The sequence below is a fragment of the Haliea sp. E17 genome (genome assembly GCF_048323675.1).
GTDB lineage: Bacteria > Pseudomonadota > Gammaproteobacteria > Pseudomonadales > Halieaceae > Mangrovimicrobium.
The window spans coordinates 1-20,140 of record NZ_JBLWFK010000001.1 but is presented as its reverse complement, the minus strand read 5'-3'; the positions used below and the strand labels follow the sequence as shown (position 1 = coordinate 20,140).

Annotated in this window: 16 protein-coding genes; 11 read left to right on the top strand and 5 right to left on the bottom strand. The window is 64.4% G+C overall.

All coding sequences use genetic code 11. The features are described 5' to 3' along the window. Positions 1-9 precede the first annotated feature (9 nt). The 6 genes from lpdA to ACNKU3_RS00055 are packed head-to-tail and all read left to right on the top strand — an operon-like array spanning position 10 to position 6,059. A complete protein-coding gene (lpdA, locus tag ACNKU3_RS00080) occupies positions 10-1,404 on the top strand; it encodes a dihydrolipoyl dehydrogenase (RefSeq protein ID WP_418257356.1) in 1,395 nt (464 codons plus the stop codon). Between the two features lie 9 nt (positions 1,405-1,413). Beyond that, positions 1,414-1,848 carry a Zn-ribbon domain-containing OB-fold protein gene (locus tag ACNKU3_RS00075; protein WP_418257355.1) on the top strand — a complete coding sequence of 145 codons (435 nt, stop codon included), beginning with the start codon at positions 1,414-1,416 and terminating at the stop codon, positions 1,846-1,848. A 1-nt stretch (position 1,849) separates the two neighbouring features. Then, positions 1,850-2,992 carry a thiolase family protein gene (locus ACNKU3_RS00070; protein WP_418257354.1) on the top strand — a complete coding sequence of 381 codons (1,143 nt, stop codon included), beginning with the start codon at positions 1,850-1,852 and terminating at the stop codon, positions 2,990-2,992. Between the two features lie 43 nt (positions 2,993-3,035). Next, the gene (locus tag ACNKU3_RS00065) at positions 3,036-4,424 is read left to right on the top strand and encodes an aromatic ring-hydroxylating oxygenase subunit alpha (protein WP_418257353.1); all 1,389 of its coding nucleotides are present in this window, start codon (positions 3,036-3,038) and stop codon (positions 4,422-4,424) included. Between the two features lie 20 nt (positions 4,425-4,444). Then, on the top strand, positions 4,445-5,257 hold the full coding sequence (locus tag ACNKU3_RS00060) for a ThuA domain-containing protein (protein ID WP_418257352.1): 813 nt from the start codon (positions 4,445-4,447) through the stop codon (positions 5,255-5,257). A 43-nt stretch (positions 5,258-5,300) separates the two neighbouring features. Then, positions 5,301-6,059: an SDR family NAD(P)-dependent oxidoreductase gene (locus ACNKU3_RS00055; RefSeq protein ID WP_418257351.1), complete on the top strand. Its 759-nt coding sequence runs from the start codon at positions 5,301-5,303 to the stop codon at positions 6,057-6,059. A gap of 136 nt (positions 6,060-6,195) precedes the next feature. Here ACNKU3_RS00055 and ACNKU3_RS00050 read toward each other — a convergent pair whose 3' ends face one another. The 4 genes from ACNKU3_RS00050 to ACNKU3_RS00035 form a co-directional block, all read right to left on the bottom strand. Further along, complete coding sequence (locus ACNKU3_RS00050) at positions 6,196-7,317, bottom strand: acyl-CoA dehydrogenase family protein (RefSeq protein ID WP_418257350.1); 1,122 nt, start codon at positions 7,315-7,317, stop codon at positions 6,196-6,198. Between the two features lie 27 nt (positions 7,318-7,344). Next, entirely contained in the window at positions 7,345-8,532 is a 1,188-nt protein-coding gene (locus tag ACNKU3_RS00045) for an acyl-CoA dehydrogenase family protein (RefSeq protein WP_418257349.1), read from the bottom strand. A gap of 348 nt (positions 8,533-8,880) precedes the next feature. Further along, positions 8,881-10,500, bottom strand: a complete 1,620-nt coding sequence (locus ACNKU3_RS00040; RefSeq protein ID WP_418257348.1) for an AMP-binding protein — start codon at positions 10,498-10,500, stop codon at positions 8,881-8,883. Between the two features lie 17 nt (positions 10,501-10,517). Beyond that, positions 10,518-12,953 (bottom strand): TonB-dependent receptor, encoded by a 2,436-nt coding sequence (locus tag ACNKU3_RS00035; RefSeq protein WP_418257347.1) that lies wholly within the window; start codon positions 12,951-12,953, stop codon positions 10,518-10,520. Positions 12,954-13,242: 289 nt separating this feature from the next. Here ACNKU3_RS00035 and ACNKU3_RS00030 point away from each other — a divergent pair, with 289 nt between their 5' ends. From ACNKU3_RS00030 to ACNKU3_RS00010, 5 genes are all read left to right on the top strand, one after another. Continuing rightward, the gene (locus ACNKU3_RS00030; RefSeq protein WP_418257346.1) at positions 13,243-14,007 is read left to right on the top strand and encodes a lipase family alpha/beta hydrolase; all 765 of its coding nucleotides are present in this window, start codon (positions 13,243-13,245) and stop codon (positions 14,005-14,007) included. A gap of 148 nt (positions 14,008-14,155) precedes the next feature. Then, the gene (gene doeB2, locus ACNKU3_RS00025; protein WP_418257345.1) at positions 14,156-15,331 is read left to right on the top strand and encodes a N(2)-acetyl-L-2,4-diaminobutanoate deacetylase DoeB2; all 1,176 of its coding nucleotides are present in this window, start codon (positions 14,156-14,158) and stop codon (positions 15,329-15,331) included. Positions 15,332-15,476: 145 nt separating this feature from the next. Beyond that, a complete protein-coding gene (locus ACNKU3_RS00020; RefSeq protein ID WP_418257344.1) occupies positions 15,477-16,721 on the top strand; it encodes an aspartate aminotransferase family protein in 1,245 nt (414 codons plus the stop codon). Next, entirely contained in the window at positions 16,718-17,983 is a 1,266-nt protein-coding gene (gene doeA, locus ACNKU3_RS00015) for an ectoine hydrolase (RefSeq protein WP_418257343.1), read from the top strand. Before ACNKU3_RS00020 ends, doeA begins: the two co-directional genes overlap by 4 nt. A 3-nt stretch (positions 17,984-17,986) precedes the next feature. Beyond that, positions 17,987-19,366 (top strand): NAD-dependent succinate-semialdehyde dehydrogenase, encoded by a 1,380-nt coding sequence (locus ACNKU3_RS00010; protein ID WP_418257342.1) that lies wholly within the window; start codon positions 17,987-17,989, stop codon positions 19,364-19,366. A 108-nt stretch (positions 19,367-19,474) separates the two neighbouring features. On the opposite strand, the gene ACNKU3_RS00005 is transcribed toward ACNKU3_RS00010, so the two are convergent. Further along, the coding region (locus ACNKU3_RS00005; protein ID WP_418257341.1) for a pyridoxal phosphate-dependent aminotransferase at positions 19,475-20,140 on the bottom strand (666 nt) is incomplete at its 5' end.

Here is a 20,140-nt window from a genome sequence, read left to right as displayed (position 1 = left end):
GGCGCGATCATGGCTGAAAACTTCGACCTGGTAGTGGTAGGCAGCGGCCCCGGCGGTTACATCGCCGCGGTGCGCGCCTCGCAGCTGGGCTTTCGCACCGCCATCGTCGAGCGCGAGCGCCTCGGCGGTGTCTGCCTGAACTGGGGCTGCATACCCACCAAGGCGCTGTTACGCGGCGCTGAACTGCTGCACCAGCTCAAGCTCGGTGAACAGTTCGGCATCCAGGTGGAAAACAGCAGTGTCGACCTGGCGAAACTGGTCGGCCACAGCCGCGGCGTTGCGGACAAGCTGTCCGGCGGTATCGCCTGGCTGATGCGCAAGCACAATGTCACCGTGATCGAGGGCAACGCCCGCGTCACCGGCAAATGCCGGCTGGAAGTCGACACCGGCCAGGGCACGACGACCATTGACGCGCCACACATTGTACTCGCCACTGGCGCCCACGCCCGCGACCTGCCCGGCATTCCCTTCGACGGCGAACTGGTGTGGAGCGCCCGCGAGGCGATGACACCGAAAGCCCTGCCGCAGAAGCTTTTGATTATCGGCGCCGGCGCCATCGGCGTCGAATTCGCCAGTCTCTACAACGACCTCGGCAGCGAAGTCACCCTGGTGGAGGCGCTGCCGCGCATCCTGCCGGTGGAAGACGCCGACATCTCCGCCTTTGTCGACAAGGCTTTTCGTGCCCGCGGTATCACCATCCACACCGGGGCGAAGGTCGAGGGCGTACGCCCCGCGGGCAACGGTGTCACCGCGAGCGTATACAGCGGCGGTGAAACCCGGGAACTGCAGTTCGACCGGGTCATCCTCGCCGTCGGCATCGGCGGCAACCTCGACGGCCTCGGCCTAGAGGCCCTCGGGGTGAAACTCGACCGGGGCTTTATCGCCACCGACGACTACTGCCGCACCAACGTGGTCGGCCTGTACGCCATCGGCGACATCGCCGGCCCGCCCTGGCTGGCGCACAAGGCCAGCCACGAGGCAGTCATCTGTGTGGAGAAAATCGCCGGCGTGGCCGGGGTGAAACCGCTGGAAAAGAGCCACGTGCCCGGCTGCACCTACTGCCGGCCCCAGGTAGCCAGTGTCGGCCTGACCGAGAGCGCCGCCCGCGAGAGCGGCCGCGAGATTCGCGTCGGCCGCTTCGACCTCGCCGCCAACGGCAAGGCGCTGGCCATCGGCGAGGCTTCTGGCTTCGTCAAGACCGTATTCGACGCGTCGACCGGAGAGCTGCTCGGCGCGCACATGACCGGCCCGGAAGTCACCGAGCAGATCCAGGGCTTTGCACTGGCCCGGGGCATGGAGGCCACCGAGGCGGAACTGAAACACGCGATATTCCCGCACCCGACCCTGTCCGAGGCGATGCACGAGTCCGTGCTCGATGCCTGGGGCGAGGCGCTGAACCACTAGGAGCGATCGATGGCGGAACAACTGCCAATCAAGGAAGGCCTGTTCACCTGGCCCGCGGAAAAGCCCCAGCTGCTCGGCAGCCGCTGCCGCAACTGCGGCGAGTACGCCTTTCCTGCCCAACCCGACTGCCGCAGCTGCAGTGGCCAGGACACCGAGATCGTGGAACTGGGCGACCGCGGCACCCTGTGGACCTGGACCATCCAGAGTTTCATGCCCAAGACCCCCTACGCCAGCGACGAATCCCCGGAAACCTTCCGGCCCTACGGCGTCGGCTACGTGGAAATGCCTGGCGGCCTGCGGGTCGAAACCCGCCTGCACGAAAATACGCCGGAGGAACTGCGCATCGGCATGCCCATGCAACTGGTCATCGAACCCTTCCGCACCGACGCGTCGGGAAACCAGCTGATGACCTTCAGCTTCAAAGCCGCCGGGGAGGCCCACTGAGATGGATGTAGCAATCATTGGTATCGGCCTGCACCGTTTCGGCCGCAGCGAGGGCATGACCGGCCAGCAGCAGGGCGCCGCCGCCGTGCGCTCGGCGCTGGCGGACGCCGGCGTGGACTGGAAGCAGATGCAATTCGCCTTCGGCGGCAGCCAGGACGCCGGCAACGCCGACGCCCTGGTCAATGAACTCGGCCTCACCGGCCTGCAGTTCACCAACATCTGGAATGGCTGCGCCACCGGCGGCAGCTCCCTGCACGCCGCCTATACCGCGATCAAGTCCGGCGAGTACGACATGGGCGTGGTGGTGGGTTTCGACAAGCACCCCCGCGGCGCCTTCAACCCCCAGCCGAAGGACTGGGGCCTCGGCGACTGGTACGGCGAGACCGGCATGATGCTCACCACCCAGTTCTTCGCCATGAAGATCCAGCGCTACATGCACGACTACGGCATCAGCAACGACGCGCTGGTACGGGTGGCGGAAAAGGCCTTCTACAACGGCTCCCTGACCCCCACGGCCTGGCGCACCACTGCGCTCTCCTACGAGGAGATCGCCAACTCGATGATGGTCAGCGACCCGCTGCGCAAGTACATGTTCTGCAGCCCCGCTGAAGGCGGCGCCGCGCTGGTGCTGTGCAATGCGAAAGTGGCGAAGCAGTTCACCAGCAAGCCCCTGTATATCAAGGCCGCCGCGGTGCGTTCGCGCCACTACGGCAGCTTCGAGGTCTTCAGCCCCTCGCAGGCGCCCCAGGTCAACGACTCGCCCACGGTGACAGCGTCCCGCGCGGCTTTCGAACTGGCCGGGGTCGGCCCCGGGGACGTCGACGTCCTGCAGCTGCAGGACACCGACAGCGGCACGGAGATCATCCACATGGCGGAAAACGGCTTCTGTGAACACGGCGAGCAGGAAAAACTGCTGCGCGAGGGCGCTACCCGCATCGACGGCCCCCTGCCGGTCAACACCGACGGCGGCTGCCTGGCCAACGGCGAGCCGGTGGGCGCCTCCGGCCTGCGCCAGGTCTATGAGGTCTGCATACAACTGCGCGGCGAAGGCGGCGCGCGCCAGGTGCCGGGCAAGCCGCAGGTCGGCTATACCCACGTCTACGGGGCGCCGGGCATCAGTGGAGTGAACATCATAACCGCGTGATTCCACAGGGCTCGCGCGAGACATAACTAAAGAGGTGAGCACGATGAACGAAGCAGCAAAACCACGCCAGCAGGGCGGCGACGCGCGCTGTCCCGGCACCTCCTTCCAGGATCTCCTCGATCTGGAAGAGGTACCGGTCCCCGCCTACCTGCGGGAAAACACCAACCCGGACATGGGCGACGAAGACCTGCCCGTGGAGCGCTACATCGCGCGTGAATTCCACAACGCGGAGAAAGCCAAGCTGTGGCCGAAGGCCTGGCAGATGGTCTGCCGCGAGGAGGACATCCCCGAGGTCGGCGACCACCACGTCTACGACATCATCGACCAGTCGGTGATCATCGTGCGCAGCGCGGAAAACGAAATCCGCGGCCTGATCAACTCCTGCCTGCACCGCGGCCGCCTGCTGCGCGACGAGGGCGGCAGCGTCAGCGAATTCCGCTGCCCCTTCCACGGCGCCACCTGGGGCCTGGACGGCGGCTTCAAGGGCATTCCCTGCGCCTGGGACTTCACCCACCTCACGGAAAAGCAGGACATGAACCTGCCCGAGGTCCAGGTCGCCACCTGGGGCGGTTTCGTGTTCATCAACTTCGACAAGCACGCGCAGCCCTTCGAGGAGTACCTCGGCGTGCTGCCGGAGCACTTCGCGCGCTTCCCGCTGCAGGATTACTACAAGGGTATCCACGTCCAGCGGGTGGTGCAGTGTAACTGGAAGGTCGGCGCGGAAGCCTTCATGGAATCCTTCCACACCGTGGAAACCCACCGCCAGATCCTCACCTTCACCGGCGACGCCAATTCCCAGTACGACACCTTCGGCGACAACATCAGCCGCTCGGTGACGCCGATGGGCGTGCCCAGCCCGCACCTGTCGGAAATCACCGAGGAGGACGTCATGCGTGACATTCTCAAACTGTCCGGGCGCATGGCCAAGGACAGCGACGAGGGCGTCGAAATGCCCGACGACCTCACCGCGCGCAAGTACGTGGCGAACATGAACCGGGAAATCTTCGAACAGACTGCCGGCGAGGACTTCTCCGACGCCACCATGGCGGAACTGGAGGACGCGATCCTCTACAGCCTGTTCCCCAACTTCCAGATCTGGGTCGGCTACCACGGCAACATCGTCTACCGCTTCATTCCCAACGGCGACGACCCGGACAGCTGCATCTTCGACATCATGCTGCTGTTTCGCTACCCGAAAGGCAGCGAGCGCCCGCCGGCGGTGCCGGTGCATGTCGTACCCGCCGACCAGCCCTTCGCCAGCGCCGAGGAACTCGGCGCACTGGGCCCGGTGTTCGACCAGGACGACAGCAACATGGGCGCGGTGCAACGGGGTATGAAAGCGTCGACCAAGGGCACGGTCAGTCTCGGCAGCTACCAGGAAAGCCGTATCCGCCACCTGCACCAGACCCTCGACAAGTACCTGCAGGCGTGAACGGGGCTGGAGAGAACGGGATGAGCAAGCACGACAACCGCGCCGGGCGCATCGACTGCGTACTGATCGCCGGCGGCGTCTGGCACGACATCGACTTTGCCCGGCTGGAACTGCTCAAGCTGCTGGCGGAGGACGACCGGATCCGGGTGCGGGTGTTCGAGGACTACAGCAACCTCGCTGCGATCGAGGCGGCGGATTTCCTCATCACCTACACCTGCAACGTGGTGCCGCCACTGGAAGTGCAGGAAGCCCTGCGCAACTGGGTCAGGAACGGCGGTCGCTGGTACGCGCTGCACGGCACCAACTCGGTGATCCGCCTGATGGCGGACGGCCAGTACGGCACCCCGGACTGGGCGCCGCTGTTCATGGAGACCCTCGGTTCCATGTTCCGCTCCCACCCGCCCATCGCTCCCTACCGGGTGGAAGTGGCGGACCCGGAGCACCCCCTGGTGCAGGGCATCGAACCCTTTGACAGCACCGACGAACAGTACCTGATGCGCACCTACGGCGACCTGCACGTACTGCTCGACACCGAGTTCGGCGGCGACGCGCCCGGCTTCGTCGAGAACCAGTGGGAAAAGGCCCGCCACCCGGTGTTCTACATCCACGACGTCGGTGAGGGCGCCGTGCTCTACCTGACCCTCGGGCACTGCCGGCACCACTATGACATGCAGCCGCTGCTGGACTACTGGCCGACGGTGGACCGCTGCGCCTGGGACCAGCCGGTATTTTACGACCTGCTGCGCCGCGGCATCCGCTGGGCCCTCGAGCCCGTGGACGCCGCCACCGCCGCCGCCCGCGACGCGGCGAAAGCCGCGGCGGAAAACGCCTGACTATTTATTTACTGACAAGAACCAAATCACCGGAGGAATAACCATGGATCTCGGACTGAAAGGCAAGAAAGTCATACTCACCGGCGGCAGCCGCGGCCTCGGCCGCGCGGCGCTGGAACTGTTCGCCCAGGAAGGCGCCGACGTCGCCTTCTTCTCGCGCAACCCGCAACAGGTCGAGGAGACCCGCGCCGCGCTGGCCAAACACGGCGGCAAGGTGGTCGCCGAGGCCTTCGAGGTTACCGACGCCGAAGGCTACGCAGCCTGGCTGACCAAGGCCGCGGACCAGCTCGGCGGCGTGGACATCTTCGTCCACAACATCAGTTCCTCCGGTTCCGGCGGCACCGGCGACTGGGACCTGACCTACAACGTCGACGTGAAGTGCTGTGTCGCCGGCTGCGAGGCCCTGCAGCCCTTCCTGGAAAAATCCGACGCGGCCTCGGTCATCCTGATGTCCAGCACCGCGGCAGTGGAAACCTTCCTGGTACCGCAGGCCTTCAACGCGCTGAAAGCGGCACTGATCACCTACGGCTCACAGTTGAGCCAGGCCTGGGGCCCACTGGGCATTCGCGTCAACACCGTATCCCCGGGTCCGATCAAGTTCCCCGGCGGCAACTGGTCGGTGATCGAGGAAGCCATGCCGGAGCTCTACGAGGCCACCCTGGGCAGCTTCGCCCTCGGCCGTTTCGGCACCCCCGACGAGGTCGCCCCCTCCGTGGTGTTCCTGGCCAGCCCGGCCTCGAAGTACACCACCGGCGCCAACCTCGTCATCGACGGCGGCTACACCAAGCGGGTCCAGTTCTAAGCGAAACTTCCCTCCCCAAATACGGGAAGATCTTGCCGCGGCACCCTGCCGCGGCTTTTTTTTAGCCCGGCGGATGACCCCGCGCGCAAAAAAAAGGGGCGGTAACGTCCGCCCCTTGTGCTGTTTGCGCCGTGTATCAGGCCGCGTCGCAAAACCGCCGCAGGTGATCGTCGCGGGAGCCGAACTGGTGTTCGAGCAGGGCGAGGCGCTTGAAGTAGTGCCCCACCGGCAATTCGTCGGTCATCGCAATACCGCCGTGCAACTGGATCGCGTTCTGGCTGACATAGCGGGCGGCCTTGATGGTCCGCACTTTCAGGGCGGATACCAGGCGCCGGGCGTCGAGGGCTTGCTGGTCGAGGCGCTGGGCCGCGGCCTGCAACAGGGAACGGCAGAGCTCCATCTCGATGTACATGTCCGCCATGCGGTGGCGCAGTACCTGGAAACTGGACAGGGATTTGCCGAACTGGATACGCTGGGCGGTGTAGTCCCGGGTGCGATCGAGCAGGGAACCCATCGCGCCGACGCTTTCCGCACAGGCGTAGACAACCGCCACATCGTTCACGGTCTCGATCAGCGCCTCGGCGCCACCGGCAGTGCCGACCAGCGCGCAGGCGGGCACCGAGACCTCTTGCAGGACCAGGTCACAGGCGCGGCGACCGTCCCAGGTGGCGTAGTCGCGACGCTCGATCCCGGCCATGTCCGCCTCGACAAAGAACAGCGACAATCCCGGCTCGTCGGCGAGGCGGGCGCTGACCAGGAAAAAGTCCGCGTTGGGGCCATTGCAGACCACCGCCTTTTCACCGCTCAGCAGGTAACCGCCGTCCACCGCCTGTACGGCGCGGCACTGCACGTTCCCCGCGGAGGCATGGCGCCCCGGCTCGGCGTGGGCCAGTGCTCCCTGCATGGTACCCTCGGCGATCGCCGGCAGGCAGCGCTCGAGCACTTCCGGTTGTGCCCCGCGCTGCAACAGGCCCGCGGCCACCACGACAGTTTCCAGGTAGGGCTCCAGCACCAGGTGACGGCCCATTTCCCCGGCCAGCAGCATCAGTTCCACCGCGCCGAATCCAAAGCCGCCATGGTCTTCCGGCAGGGGCATGGCCAGCCAGCCCATCTCCGCGAACTGCTGCCAGTGCGCGGGGCTGAAGCCCGGCGCCTCGCTGGCGGTTTTCCGGCGCTCCTCGAAGTCGTAGTTATCCACGAGATAGCGGGCCACGCTTTCGCGCAGCATGTTCTGTTCATCGCTGAATTCGATATGCATCAGCCGTTCACTCCTGTAGTCGCGGTATCAGAGATCGAGGACATGCTTGGCGATGATGTCGCGCTGGATCTCGGCGGTACCGCCGTAAATGGTGGTGGCCCGGTGGTTGATGTACTCGGCCATGCTGGTGAGCGCGTAGTCCGGGCCAATCACTTCGCCATCGAAATCCGGTTCCATCGCCGCTGGCTGGTAACGCGCCACTTCCGGGCCGAGCAGGTCCAGGCCCAGTTCGCTCAGGCGCTGGCCCAGTTCGGTGCCGACAACCTTGACCATCGACGACAGCGCTCCGGGATTGGCGCCCGTGGTCAGTGCGCCCTTGATCCGCAGTTCCGTGCATTCCAGCGCCAGCGCTTCCACCTCGAGTTCGGCGAGCCGCTGGCGGGTCGCGGCGTCCTGCAGCATCGCGCTGCCACCGGGACCGATTTCCGACTCACCCTGCTGGCGCAGGCGGGCGAGCTGCTTTTTCAGGTCGGTGGTGAAGTTGTGGCCACCGCGCTCGAACTCCAGCAGGTACTTGGCCACCGTCCAGCCCTGGTTTTCCTCGCCGACGCGGTTGGCGATCGGCACGCGGACGTCGTCGAAAAAGACCTGGCATTGCTCGGGGCGCCCGTCGAGACCGATGATCGGCTCAACGGTGATCCCGGGGGTATTCATCTCCACCAGCACGAAACTGATCCCGCGCTGGGGCTTGCCCTCCTTCGAGGTCCGCACCAGGCAGAAGATGTGGTTGGCGAACTGGGCGTAGCTGGTCCAGATCTTGGAGCCGTTGATCACGTAGTCATCGCCATCCGCCACTGCGGTGGTTTTCAGCGAGGCGAGGTCGGAACCGGCGCCCGGCTCCGAATACCCCTGGCACCAGACGTGCTCGCCGGAGAGCAGGCGCGGCAGGTAATAGGATTTCTGTTCGTCGGTCCCATAGCCCATCAGCATCGGCCCAAGCATCTGCAGGCCCATAGGCAGCAGGCTCGGCGCCCCCGCCAGTTTGCATTCTTCCTGGAAAATGTAGCGCTGGTTGATGTCCCAGCCGGTACCGCCGTATTCCTCCGGCCAGTCGGCGGCGACCCAGCCTTTGGCATGGAGAATCCGGTGCCACTGCATGGTCGCCTCGAAGTCCGCGAACACACTGGTCATCAGCCGGCCCGCGCGGCGCAGTTCCGGGGTCAGTGAGGCCTGCAGAAAGGCGCGCACTTCCTCGCGAAATTTTTCATTATCCATATCGCTGTCTCGTCATCCCGGTGATCTCGCCGGGGCTGAATAAAATCCTGTGAGCTCACTGAACGCAAAACCCACAAACAATCACGATTGATTATTTTAGTGCCGGCATCCGCACAATGCAATCTCGCTTTTGTGCTACCGGTCGATCATCCTGTCAGTATAGCCGTGCCCGGCCGGGGGGGCGCCCTGAAACAGGGCACTGGCGGGCATTCAATAGCCGGCAAGGCGCTGGTCGCATTCCCGCCGCCGCGGAATTGTCTCCAGGGCGTCACGGTTAGCCGCCCGCCCCACCTGGCAGGGCACGCAGGCGGATACCGAGGGTAGACGGGGGACTCCGCCAGCGACGGGTTAAGCGTCCGCCGCGACCTTTTCCCGCACCTGGTTGCGCAGTACGTCCTTGCGCACCTTGCCGGATGCCGTCTTCGGCAGCTCGTCGACAAATTCCAGGCGCTCGGGCCATTTCTGCTTGGCCAGTTTGCACTCGGCGAGGAAGGGCTTCAGGTCCTCGAGGCTGAATTCACTGCTGCCCGGCGCCAGCACCAGGCAGGCGCACACGCCCTCACCGAGCCGCGGGTGGGGCATGGCCACCGCGGCCGCCTCGGCGATCGCCGGGTGCGCGTAGAGCACTTCCTCGATTTCCCGCGCACTGAGGTTTTCCCCGCCGCGGATGATGATGTCCTTCTTGCGATCGGTAATGACTATCGCCTGCTCCGGGGTCACGTGGCCGATATCACCGGTGCAGAAAAAGCCGTCGCTGGTCATGACCTCGGCAGTCTGCGCGGGATCGCCGTAGCCCAGCATCATCGCCGGGCCGGACACCTGCAGCTCGCCGTCGCTGCCCTGGGGCAGCACGGTGCCGTCGTCGTCCACCACCCGGACCTCCCAGTTGAAACGGCGGCCGTCGGTCTCCGCCGCGAGGTCTTCCTCCTCGGGCGCGAGAAAGCCGACACTGACCAGGGGGGCCTCGGTGCTGCCGTACACGCGGAACGCGCGACAATTGTCGAGGACCCGGTGGGTGCGGCGGATCAGTTCCGGGGGCACCGACGCCCCGCCGCAGGCGAAGAAGCGCAGGGTCGGCAGGCCGAGATTCAGCTCATGGGCCTTTTCCACCAGTTCCTGCAGGAAGGGCGTGGCGCTGATGCAGGCCGTGGCGTTCCAGCGCTGGATCAGGTCGATGGCCAGCCCTGCCTCCCAACGCTCCATGAAGGCGGTTTTGGCCGCGGAGAAGAACGGCATTTCAATACCGTTGACGAAACCCGTGATGTGCGTCACCGGCGAGGGCATCAGCATGACATCGCCCTCCCCCAGGCTCCAGGCCTCCAGTTCATTGTCCAGGGCCCGGGTCAGGGTATTGTGGCTGTGGCGCACCGCCTTGGGGCGACCGGTGGTGCCCGAGGTGTACATGACAATTTTGACGCTGTCCGGGTCTACCACAGCCGGCGCCACCTCCGCCGTTGCTCCCGCCTGCAGCAGGTCATCCCAGGCCACGGTGCCCTCGCGCTCACCGCTGCCGCGCACCACGACCACTGCTTCCAGCGCGGGCAGGTCGGCGCGCAGGCCGTCCACCATGGCGACAAAATCAAAGCCGCGGTATGTCTCCGGAATGAACAGGGCCCTGGCACCGGTATCCGCGAGGATAAAGGCCACCTCGCGGTCGCGGTAGATCGGGATGATCGGGTTCACCACCAGGCCCAGCAGTGAGGCGGCGATATCGATTATCACCGCCTCGCGCCAGTTGGGCAGCTGGAAGCTCACCACATCGCCCGCCTGCAAACCCCGCGCCGCGAGCGCGGCAGCGAGCTGCTGCGCCTCCGCCCAGGCCGCGCCGAAGGTCAGGTGTGCGCCGTCCTCGAGGAAGACGGCAACTGACTCGGGCGCGGCCTGCGCCTTGTCCCGAGCAACTGCCGCGAGCGTGCTGTTGCGGTAGATCGCGTCGCCCGCAGGGGTGCCTTGTGCGCTGCTGCTCATTGCCGCTAGTGCCTCTCTCAGTCGAATCGCAGGGTAAACTGCAGCACCACCGTGCGCGGCAGTGAGGTAAAGCCCATCTGGTCGGCGTAGGCGCCGCCCGGAGCCGGAGTGCTCGGGCCGTCGACCACGCCGGAGACGACCAGTTCGTCAGTCAGGTTCTTCGCCATCAGGTCCACCTGCCAGAAGCCGTCATCGCCGGAGAGATAGACGTTGGCATTGAGCGTGGTATAGGCATCGCGACTGGCATGCGGGTTGGCAAAGGCCGAGGCGTTGTAGTCGTCGCTGTACAGGCCGTCGAAGGCGAAACCATAACCCCAGCCATCACCGAAATAACCGTCGTAGTTAAGGCCGAAAGAGGCCGACCACTCCGGCGCCATGGCGGTGCTCTCGCCGCTGATATCCTGTCCCGGGGTGCCGTTGGTGCCGGGCACGACCGAGTTACAGCCCAGGGCCGCGGTCTGTCCGGCCCAGCAGGGGGCAATGAAGTCCTCGTACTCGGCCTTGTTGTAAGCCAGTGAACCGCGCAGAGTCAGGCCGCCCCAGCTGAAGGGGGCGTATTCCGCGTCGAACTCGAAGCCTTCGGTTTTCGCCTTACCGGCGTTCAGGGTAATGAACGCGAAGGTCGGCGAGTTGAAGAAATCCACCTGCAGGTCGTCGTACTCGTAGCTGTAGGCGGCGAAGTTCAGGCGCATCTGGTTGTCGAACAGGGTGGACTTGACCCCGACCTCGAAACCTTCGGCGGTTTCCGGATCGAAGGTGAAGTCGGACTCGGAGCCGCCCATGAAGTCAGCGGAGTAAATGCCGCTGTTGGAGAAACCACCGGACTTGTACGCCGTCTTGTAGGCGACATAGGCCATGATATCGTCTGTGGCCTGCCAGCTCAGGGTCGCTTCGGGCGACCATTCGTCGAAGTTCTGGTCGCCCTTGGCGACCTCGTTGGTGCGCCAGATACCGCCCAGGCCCGGGTTGTTGTAGGGATGGACGAACTCGGAATCCTTGCTTTCGTCGGTGTAGCGGGCGCCGCCGCTCAGGGTCAGGGTGTCGGTCAGCTCCCAGTTGATTTCAAAGAAGGGCGACAGGGTTTCGCCATCGGTGAAGCTCTTCTTCTGCGAGGCGACATACACCAGGCTCGGATCCGGCGCCGCGGAATTGGCCAGCCCGGCGGTCGACACCCATTGGTCAAAAGTGCGTTCGGTTTCCTGGTAAAGCACGCCGATCATGAAGTTCAGGGAGCCGTCAAACTGCGAAGACAGGCGCAGCTCCTCGGAGAACGCGTTCCAGGCGTTTTCCTCGGTGGCAAAAGTGGCCGTGGGGATGGACTGGAAGTCACCGGAGAGGCCAAACGTGTTGGAGTTGTCCTGGTAGTTGGTGATCGAGGTCAGGGTGAACTTGTCCATCTCGTACTCGGCGTTCAGGGTCAGCGAGTAGGACTCGTACTTGTTGTAGAGATCGCCGTTGCTCTTCGCGTGAGGCAGGGTGTCCGCCAGCAGGGAGGGCATGCGGTTCTGGGTGATAACGAAATGGTCGCCACACTTGAGGTCCGGGTTCAGGCCGCCGACGCCACCGGGGCAATTGAAGGCCACATAGTTCCAGGAGGACTGGCGCACTTCGGCGTCGGTAGTCGAGCCGGTAAAGGTCAGCGCAAGTGCATCGGTGGGATCCCAGTCCAGGGTCAGGCGGGCTACCACTTCCTCCTCGCCCGGCGCATCGCGGTTATCCGCGGGCGAGATGTCCGGAATCACCGTATCGGTGGCGACATCATAGGCGTTGTAGGGCTGCTGCTTTGACTTGTTCTCGAACCAGCCGCCATCCTGGTCGGTGTAGCGGGCGGCGAAGCGGGCGCCGACAGTGTCGGTCAGCGGTCCGGATACGAAGCCTTCGTAGCGCATCTGCTCGGATTCGAACTCATAGCCAACCTTGCCTTCCGCCTCGAACTCGCTGGTCGGCTTGCGGGTGGTCAGGGAAACTACGCCCGCGGTGGCGTTCTTGCCGAAAAACAGTGACTGCGGCCCCTTGAGCAGCTCGATCTGGGCCATGTCGAACATGCCCTCATTGAGCACCCGGCCCTGGCCGTAGTAGACGCCGTCGACAATCACCGCCACCGACTGCTCGATACCGATACTGGTGGAGCTGGAGCCGATACCGCGCATGGTCATCTGTGCGCCGGAGCCGTTGGAAGAACGCCCGACGAAGAATTGCGGGGTCAGCGCGGCGATTTTCTCCAGGCTGGTGACATCGAATTTTTCAATCCGGTCCTGGGAGATCGCGTTCACCGTCACCGGTGAATCCTGCATGCTTTCCTCGCGTTTGCGCGCGGTCACCATGACTTCCTCGAGACCGCCGGCGGGGGCGGATGCCGACTCCTGGGCCAGGGCGTCAGACGCCAGGGGGGAGAACACCACAGCACTACCGAGGGCCGCGAGGGACAGATACAAAGGCTTTAATTTGGACATGACTGGATACTCTTGCTGATTATTATTTAGAGCCGCTCCGGGGGGCGGCCCCTGACGTATTTGCCGCAGACTACCACCTCATTATCAAATAAACAAGCACACCTGTTTGTTAATTATTTGGCAGGAAAAGCCGCCGCTGTCCTCTACCAACCGGGCCGCGCGAGCACACCAACCCCCGCCGCAACTATTTACATACATTCTAGACTGTTTTTATTGACCTTGCCCGCAACTGCTGCTTATATTCGTGCTGTATTCCATGAGACCGGCGCATGTTGCCGGCATTACGCCCATGTCCACGCCCCGCCACGCCCATGCTCCGCCCGGACTCCTCAAGGTCCTGATGGAATTGCGTGCAGTACCGGAATGCTACATTGGCTTTTCCTCCCTGCCCTTTGCCCGCTGTATGCCCAGGGGCGACGGCCACCCGGTGCTGGTGCTGCCCGGCTTCATGGCGGACAAGGCCTCTACCCTCCACCTGCGCTGGCTGGTCGCCATGCTCGGCTACAAGGTCTACGACTGGAAACAGGGGGTTAACGTCGGCCCGGTGGGCCACATGGAAAAAGTCATCATCCGCCGCATCGATGAAATTACCCAGCGCAACGGCCGCAAACCCACCCTGCTGGGCTGGAGCCTCGGCGGGGTATACGCCCGGGTCCTCGCCCACGAAGTGCCCGACAAACTGCGCTCGGTCATCACCATGGGTTCGCCGGTGCGTTTCCCCCACCGCTCGACCGCGGACCGCCTGTACCAACGCATGAGCGGACAACTCGAACACCCGGAATTCCTGCAGACCATCGCCAGCCCCCCGGCCGTACCAGCCACTGCCATCTATTCCCGTCTCGACGGCATCGTCAACTGGCAGGCCTGCCTGACCGACGAATCAGCGCAGGCGGAAAATATCCGCGTCTACGGCAGCCACCTGGGACTGGGCTACAACCCCAATGTGTTTTTTATCGTCGCCGACCGCCTCGCCCAGCCCGAGGGCGAGTGGCGCCGCTTCAGCTACAGCGGCGCCTACTGGCGCACTCTCTCACGTAAATTCGGCTTCGCCTGAACCTTACACCCCCGGTAAATTTTCCGCGCGGACCCGGACAGGTATGGCAGCAGATCGGGTTTCCCCGGGATTCAAGGTTGTAATCCTCTGGCAGAGGCACTAGGGTGAAGACTCACCGCCGGTTAAACTGCACGGAGAACGCGATTTCATGCAGGCGAGTTGGTCGAGGCTGCTCGACGAAACCCTGACATTACGCCACCTACTTCACCGCCTGCCGGAGCTTACCTGGCAGGAGCACAATACCGCTGAGCTTATCCGCAACGCACTCGACCGACTGCACATCCCCTGGCGCGCCTGCGCCCGCCACGGCACGCTGGCCACGCTGGCCCCCACTGCCGGCGGCGACCACATCGCCCTGCGCGCGGATATCGACGCCCTGCCCATTACCGAGGCCACCGGGCTGGACTACCAGTCCGAAAACCGCGGCTGCATGCACGCCTGTGGCCACGATGGCCACACCGCCGTGCTCTGGGGGGCGGCAGCATTACTGAAGCGCCGGGAAGCAGAACTGCCCGGCCCGGTCACCCTGCTGTTCCAGCCTGCGGAGGAAGGCGGGCACGGCGCCCGCGAAATGATCGCGGAGGGCGCATTGGACGGCATCGACCGCATTTTTGGCTGGCACAACTGGCCGGCGATTCCCCTCGGTAAGGCCGCCTGTCCGGATGGACCGGTCATGTCCGGCAACGGCACCTTCGAGATTACCCTGACCGGCAAGGGCGGCCACGCCAGCCAGCCCGAACTGTGCCGCAACCCGGTCGTTGCCGTCGGCGCCATCGCGGTGAACCTGCAGCAGATCGTCGCCCAGCGACTGGCACCCCAGGACGCGGCCGTAGTGGCGGTCACCAGTATCGACGCCCCCAGCGGTTCGACCACCTTTCCCGATACGGCAAAGCTCGGCGGCAGCATCCGCCTGGGCCGCCCTGGCCTGCGCGAACCGATCAACGCGCTGATCCGGCAAATCAGCGAGAACATCGCGCACAGTTACGGTGTCGTGGCACAGGTGGAGATCGTTCCCCGCTACGAGGCCACGATAAACCACGCCTGCGCCGCCAGGGTATACCGCGAGGCGCTGGCCGGGGAAATGGGTGAGCACTGGAACATGGAAAACCTGCCGCTGCCAATCATGGCCTCGGAAGATTTCAGCTATTACCTCGACAACATTCCCGGCGCCTTCGCGCTGGTGGGCATGGCACAGGAAGAGCGTTTCGCGATTCCCTGCCACAGCCCGCGCTACCAGTTCAATGACGCGCTGATTGCGCCGATGGTGCGCACCTTCTGCCGACTGGCCGGCCTCGAGCCACAGGAGTGCGGGCCGCCCGGTTGAACATTCGCGGCGCAATCCGGTCAGCACCGTTGCGCCGATTACATACGCCGGTTCTGTTTTCCCGCGGAAAACACCGAGAATTCCGGCCTCATGCCCGCCTCGCAATATCGGGCCACAGATACACGCAACGTGTAAGGAGCAGTGAATGGACGTTTTCGAACAGTGGGAATCTGAAATCCGCGGCTACTGCCGCAGCTATCCAACGGTATTCGATTCCGCCTCCAACGCCACCATGGTGGACAGGCAGGGTCGGTCCTACATCGACTTTTTCGCCGGTGCCGGGGTTCTCAACTTCGGCCACAACAACCCGCAGATGAAAGCGGCCATCATCCGCTACATAGAGCGCGACGGTATAACCCACACCCTCGATATGGCGAGTACCGCGAAAGAAGAATTCCTGCAGGCCTTCGCCGATACCATCCTCAAACCGCGAAACATGCACTACAAAATGCAGTTCATGGGGCCCACCGGCACCAATGCGGTGGAAGCCGCGCTGAAACTGGCGCGGCGGGTCACCGGGCGCACCAACATCGCCGCCTTTACCCAGGGCTTCCACGGCATGACCCTGGGCTCGCTGGCCTGCACGGCAAACAAGGTCTTCCGCAACGCCGCCGGGGTGCCGCTGAACAACGTCACCCACGCCCACTACGAAGGTGCGGACACCAGGGCGTCACTGGCAGCCCTGCGCGCCGACTTCGAGAACCCCTCCAGTGGCATCGACCCGCCCGCCGCCTTCCTGGTGGAAACCATCCAGGCCGAGGGCGGTGTGCGCATCGCCAGCGCCGAATGGCTGAAGGGCGTGCAGGACCTCGCCCGGGACCTCGGCGCCCTGTTCATCATCGACGACATCCAGGTCGGCTGCGGCCGCACCGGCAGTTATTTCAGTTTCGACGGCATGGGACTGGAACCGGACATCGTCACCCTGGCCAAGGGGATCGGCGGCTTCGGCACACCGATGGCGATGAACCTGGTAAAACCCGAACACGATGCCCGCTGGCTGCCCGGGGAACACACCGGGACCTTCCGCGGCCAGAACCTCTCCTTTGTCGCCGGGCGCGAAGGCCTGCGCTATTTCGACAACGACGAACTCAACAGCCGGACCCGCGCCCGCGAGTCCAGGGTCGGCGAATTCCTTGCGAAAGTGGCTGCCGGCAAGGGTTTCAGCAGCCGCGGCAAGGGCCTTATCCACGGCCTGGACGTGGGCGACGGCGCCCTGTCGAAAGCCATCGCCCGCGAGTGCTTCGACAATGGCCTGATTGTCGGCCCCTGCGGGGTCAGCGGCGGCGTATTGAAGCTCATTCCCCCGCTCACCATCGGCGAGGCTGAACTGGCGCAGGGCCTGGAGATATTCTCCGCGGCCGTCAACGTATCCCTGGAGGCCGCAGCATGATTGAACGCGATGACATGACCTTCCCCTTCGCCGAGTACCAGCGGCGGATCGGTGAATTGCGCGAGCGCATGGCGAAGCGGCTGATGGACGCGGTGATCATCACCGACCCGGAAAACCTGATGTACCTGACCGACTACCAGACCACCGGTTACTCTTTCTTCCAGGCACTGGTGGTACCGCTGGAAGACGAACCCTTCATGATTACCCGCAAACTGGAGGAGTCCAATATCCACGCCCGCACCTGGGTGGAGCGCACCCGCCCCTACCCGGATACCGGCGACGCGGTACAGATGCTGGTGGAATCCCTGCGCGAGTTCGGCCTGTCCAACAAGGTGCTGGGCTACGAGCGGAACAGTTACTTCCTGCCCGCCTACCACCAGGACCAGATTCATACCACCTTTACCGACGGCCGCCTGATGGACTGCTTCGGCATTGTAGAGGAGGGGCGCGCCACCAAGTCTGCCGTCGAGATCGACATCATGCGCAAGTCCGCGCTTGCTGCAAAAGCGGGCATGCTGGCGGGCCTGGATGCAGTTCAGCCCGGCGTCACCGAGAATGAAATCGGCGCCGCCATTTGCGAGGCCATGTTCAAGGCGGGCGGCGAGGTCCCCGCAGTAATGCCCTACGTGACTTCCGGCCCGCGTACCCTGATCGGCCACGCCACCTGGGAGGGGCGCACGGTACAGCCCGGCGAGCATGTCTTCCTGGAGGTCGGCGGCTGCTACCGGCGCTACCACACCGCGCTGATGCGCACGGCGATCTGCGGCGAGATGAACGAGGCCATGGGCCGTGCCCAGGAGACCATGAAACACGCCCTGCTGCGGGTGCGCGAGGAACTGCGGCCGGGCCTCACGGTATCCGACGTGGACAACCTGGTGCGAACCATCATCACCGACAACGACGTCGGCGCACGCCTGATTACCCGCTCCGGCTACTCCATCGGTATCGCCTTCCCGCCGAGCTGGGACGAGGGCTACATCATCAGCCTGAAGCAGGGCGACAGCCGGGTATTGCAACCGGGCAATACCTTCCACGTGATCCCCTGGATGTGGGCGGTGGAAGGCGACAAGACCTGCGGCATCTCCGATACCTTTTACATCACCGAAAGCGGCTGCGGCTCCTTCTTTGCGGATGTGGACCAGGACTTTGTGGTCAAAAACGACAGCGGCGCGACCACCCGGCCCGGACTGGTCTCGGTTGGCGGTTCCGACAAGGAAGGTAAAAAGCCGGGCAAAAACAAACTGGAACAACAGGAGGCCTGAACCGTGTTACAGGCAATAAACCCGAGCACAGGACAGCCGCTGGAGGCATTCCCGTCGATCAGCACAGATGAACTGGCAACGCGCGTGGAAGCGGCTGCAGAAGCCTTCAGGGACTGGCGCAAACAGGGATTCGCGCAGCGCGCCGCGGTGCTCGAGGCGGTGGCGGCGCGCATGGACAAGGACGAGGAACGCCTCGCCCTGCTGATGACCGATGAAATGGGCAAACCGATAAAGGAAGCCCGCGCCGAAGTGCAGAAAGCCGCCTGGTGCGCCCGCCATTACGCGGAGCACGCCGAGCAGTACCTCGCGCCTATCGACCTCCCCTCCGATGCCACCCACAGCTACGTGCAGCACCTGCCGCTGGGGCCGGTGCTCGGCATCCTGCCCTGGAACGCGCCCTTCTGGCTGGCCTTCCGCTTCTGCGCCCCGGCGCTGATGGCGGGCAACACCTGCCTGATGAAACACGATCCCCACGTACCCGCCTGCGCCGCGGCCATCGCCGGGTTATTCATCGAAGCCGGGGCGCCGGCAAATATCTTCCAGAACCTGCCGCTGGAAAACCCCGACGTGGAGGCGGCCATTCGCCACCCGAAGGTGCGCGCGGTGTCATTCACCGGTTCCAGCGCAGCCGGCGCCAGGGTGGCGGCCATTGCGGCCGCGGAAATCAAGCCCGTGGTACTCGAACTGGGCGGTTCGGACCCCGCCATCGTGCTGGCGGATGCAAACCTGGACGAGGCGGCGGACACCCTGGTGCTCTCGCGCACTATCAACGCCGGCCAGTCCTGTATCGCCGCCAAGCGAATCATCGTCGAAGCGCCCGTCTACGAAAGCATGGTAGAAAAACTTGGCGAACGCCTGGCGGCACTTACGGTAGGCAACCCCCGCGACGAGCAGAACCAGGTCGGCCCCATCGCGCGCCCCGACCTGCGCGACAACCTCGCCCGGCAGGTGGAAAGGACCATCGCCTCCGGTGCCCGCTGCCTGATGGGTGGCGAAGCGCTCTCTGGCGATGGCTACTACTATCCCGTAACCCTGCTGGCGGATGTAGACACCAGCATGGCTGCCGCCTGCGAGGAAACCTTTGGACCCGTAGCTGTCGTGATGAAAGCGGCCAGCCTGGACGCAGCGCTGGCCATTGCCAACGACACCGAGTACGGCCTGGCCGCCGCACTGTGGTGCGCGCCGGAGCGGGCAGAGTCACTGGCGAGCGAGGTCGCCCGGGAAATCGAGGCGGGTCAGGTGGCAGTGAATGGCATCGTCAAGACCGATCCCCGCTTGCCCAGCGGCGGGATCAAGCGCTCTGGCCTTGGTCGCGAACTCGGCCCTCACGGGATACTGGAATTCGTCAATGCCCAGCAGGTGTGGGTAGGACCGAAAACCTGAGCCAGCTGCGGTGGCAATAATCGCAGCAGTTCGTTAGAGCTAAAGCTACGCGGAAAACAACTTAAAAAGCCGGTGCCGACATGGCTGTCGGCACCGGAATATCCCGCATCAGGATACTTTGTCGAGCACCTTGGGCAGTGCATCGACGTACATCTGCACGTCTTCCAGCTTGCCCATGCTCACCCGCGACCAGTTGGTGTAGTCGCGGTAGATGCCGCGAATATGCACCTTGTGTTCGGCCATCGCGGCACGAAAATCCTCCGCGTTGATGTCGCCCAGGTCGACAAACATGAAGTTGGTCTGTGACGGCAGTGCGGTCAGGCCGTTGGCCTTCACCGCGTCGGCCACCATTTCGCGCGCCTCGCGCACCTTGCCGCGGGACATGTCCATGAAGGCCGTGTCCTCGTAGCTGGCGATCGCCGCCGCCAGGCCCGCCTGGTTCAGGCCGTACCAGCCCATGCTGTAGACGCTCATCGCCTCGATCAGTTGCGGCGGCGCGATCAGGTAACCCACCCGCAGGCCGGCCATGCCGTAGATCTTGGAGAAGGTGCGGGCGACGATCACGTTGTGCCCTTCCTTGACCAGCGAAACCATGCTGTTGGCTTCCGGCATGTCGGTCAGCTCGTTGTAGGCCTCGTCCGCCAGCACGATGGCTTTCTTCGAGGCCTTGAGGCAGAAGTCGCGCATCTTCACCGGGTCCACCAGCAGCCCCGTGGGGTTGTTGGGGTTGGTGATCTGGACCATCGAAATGGAGTCGTCGATGGCGGCGTACAT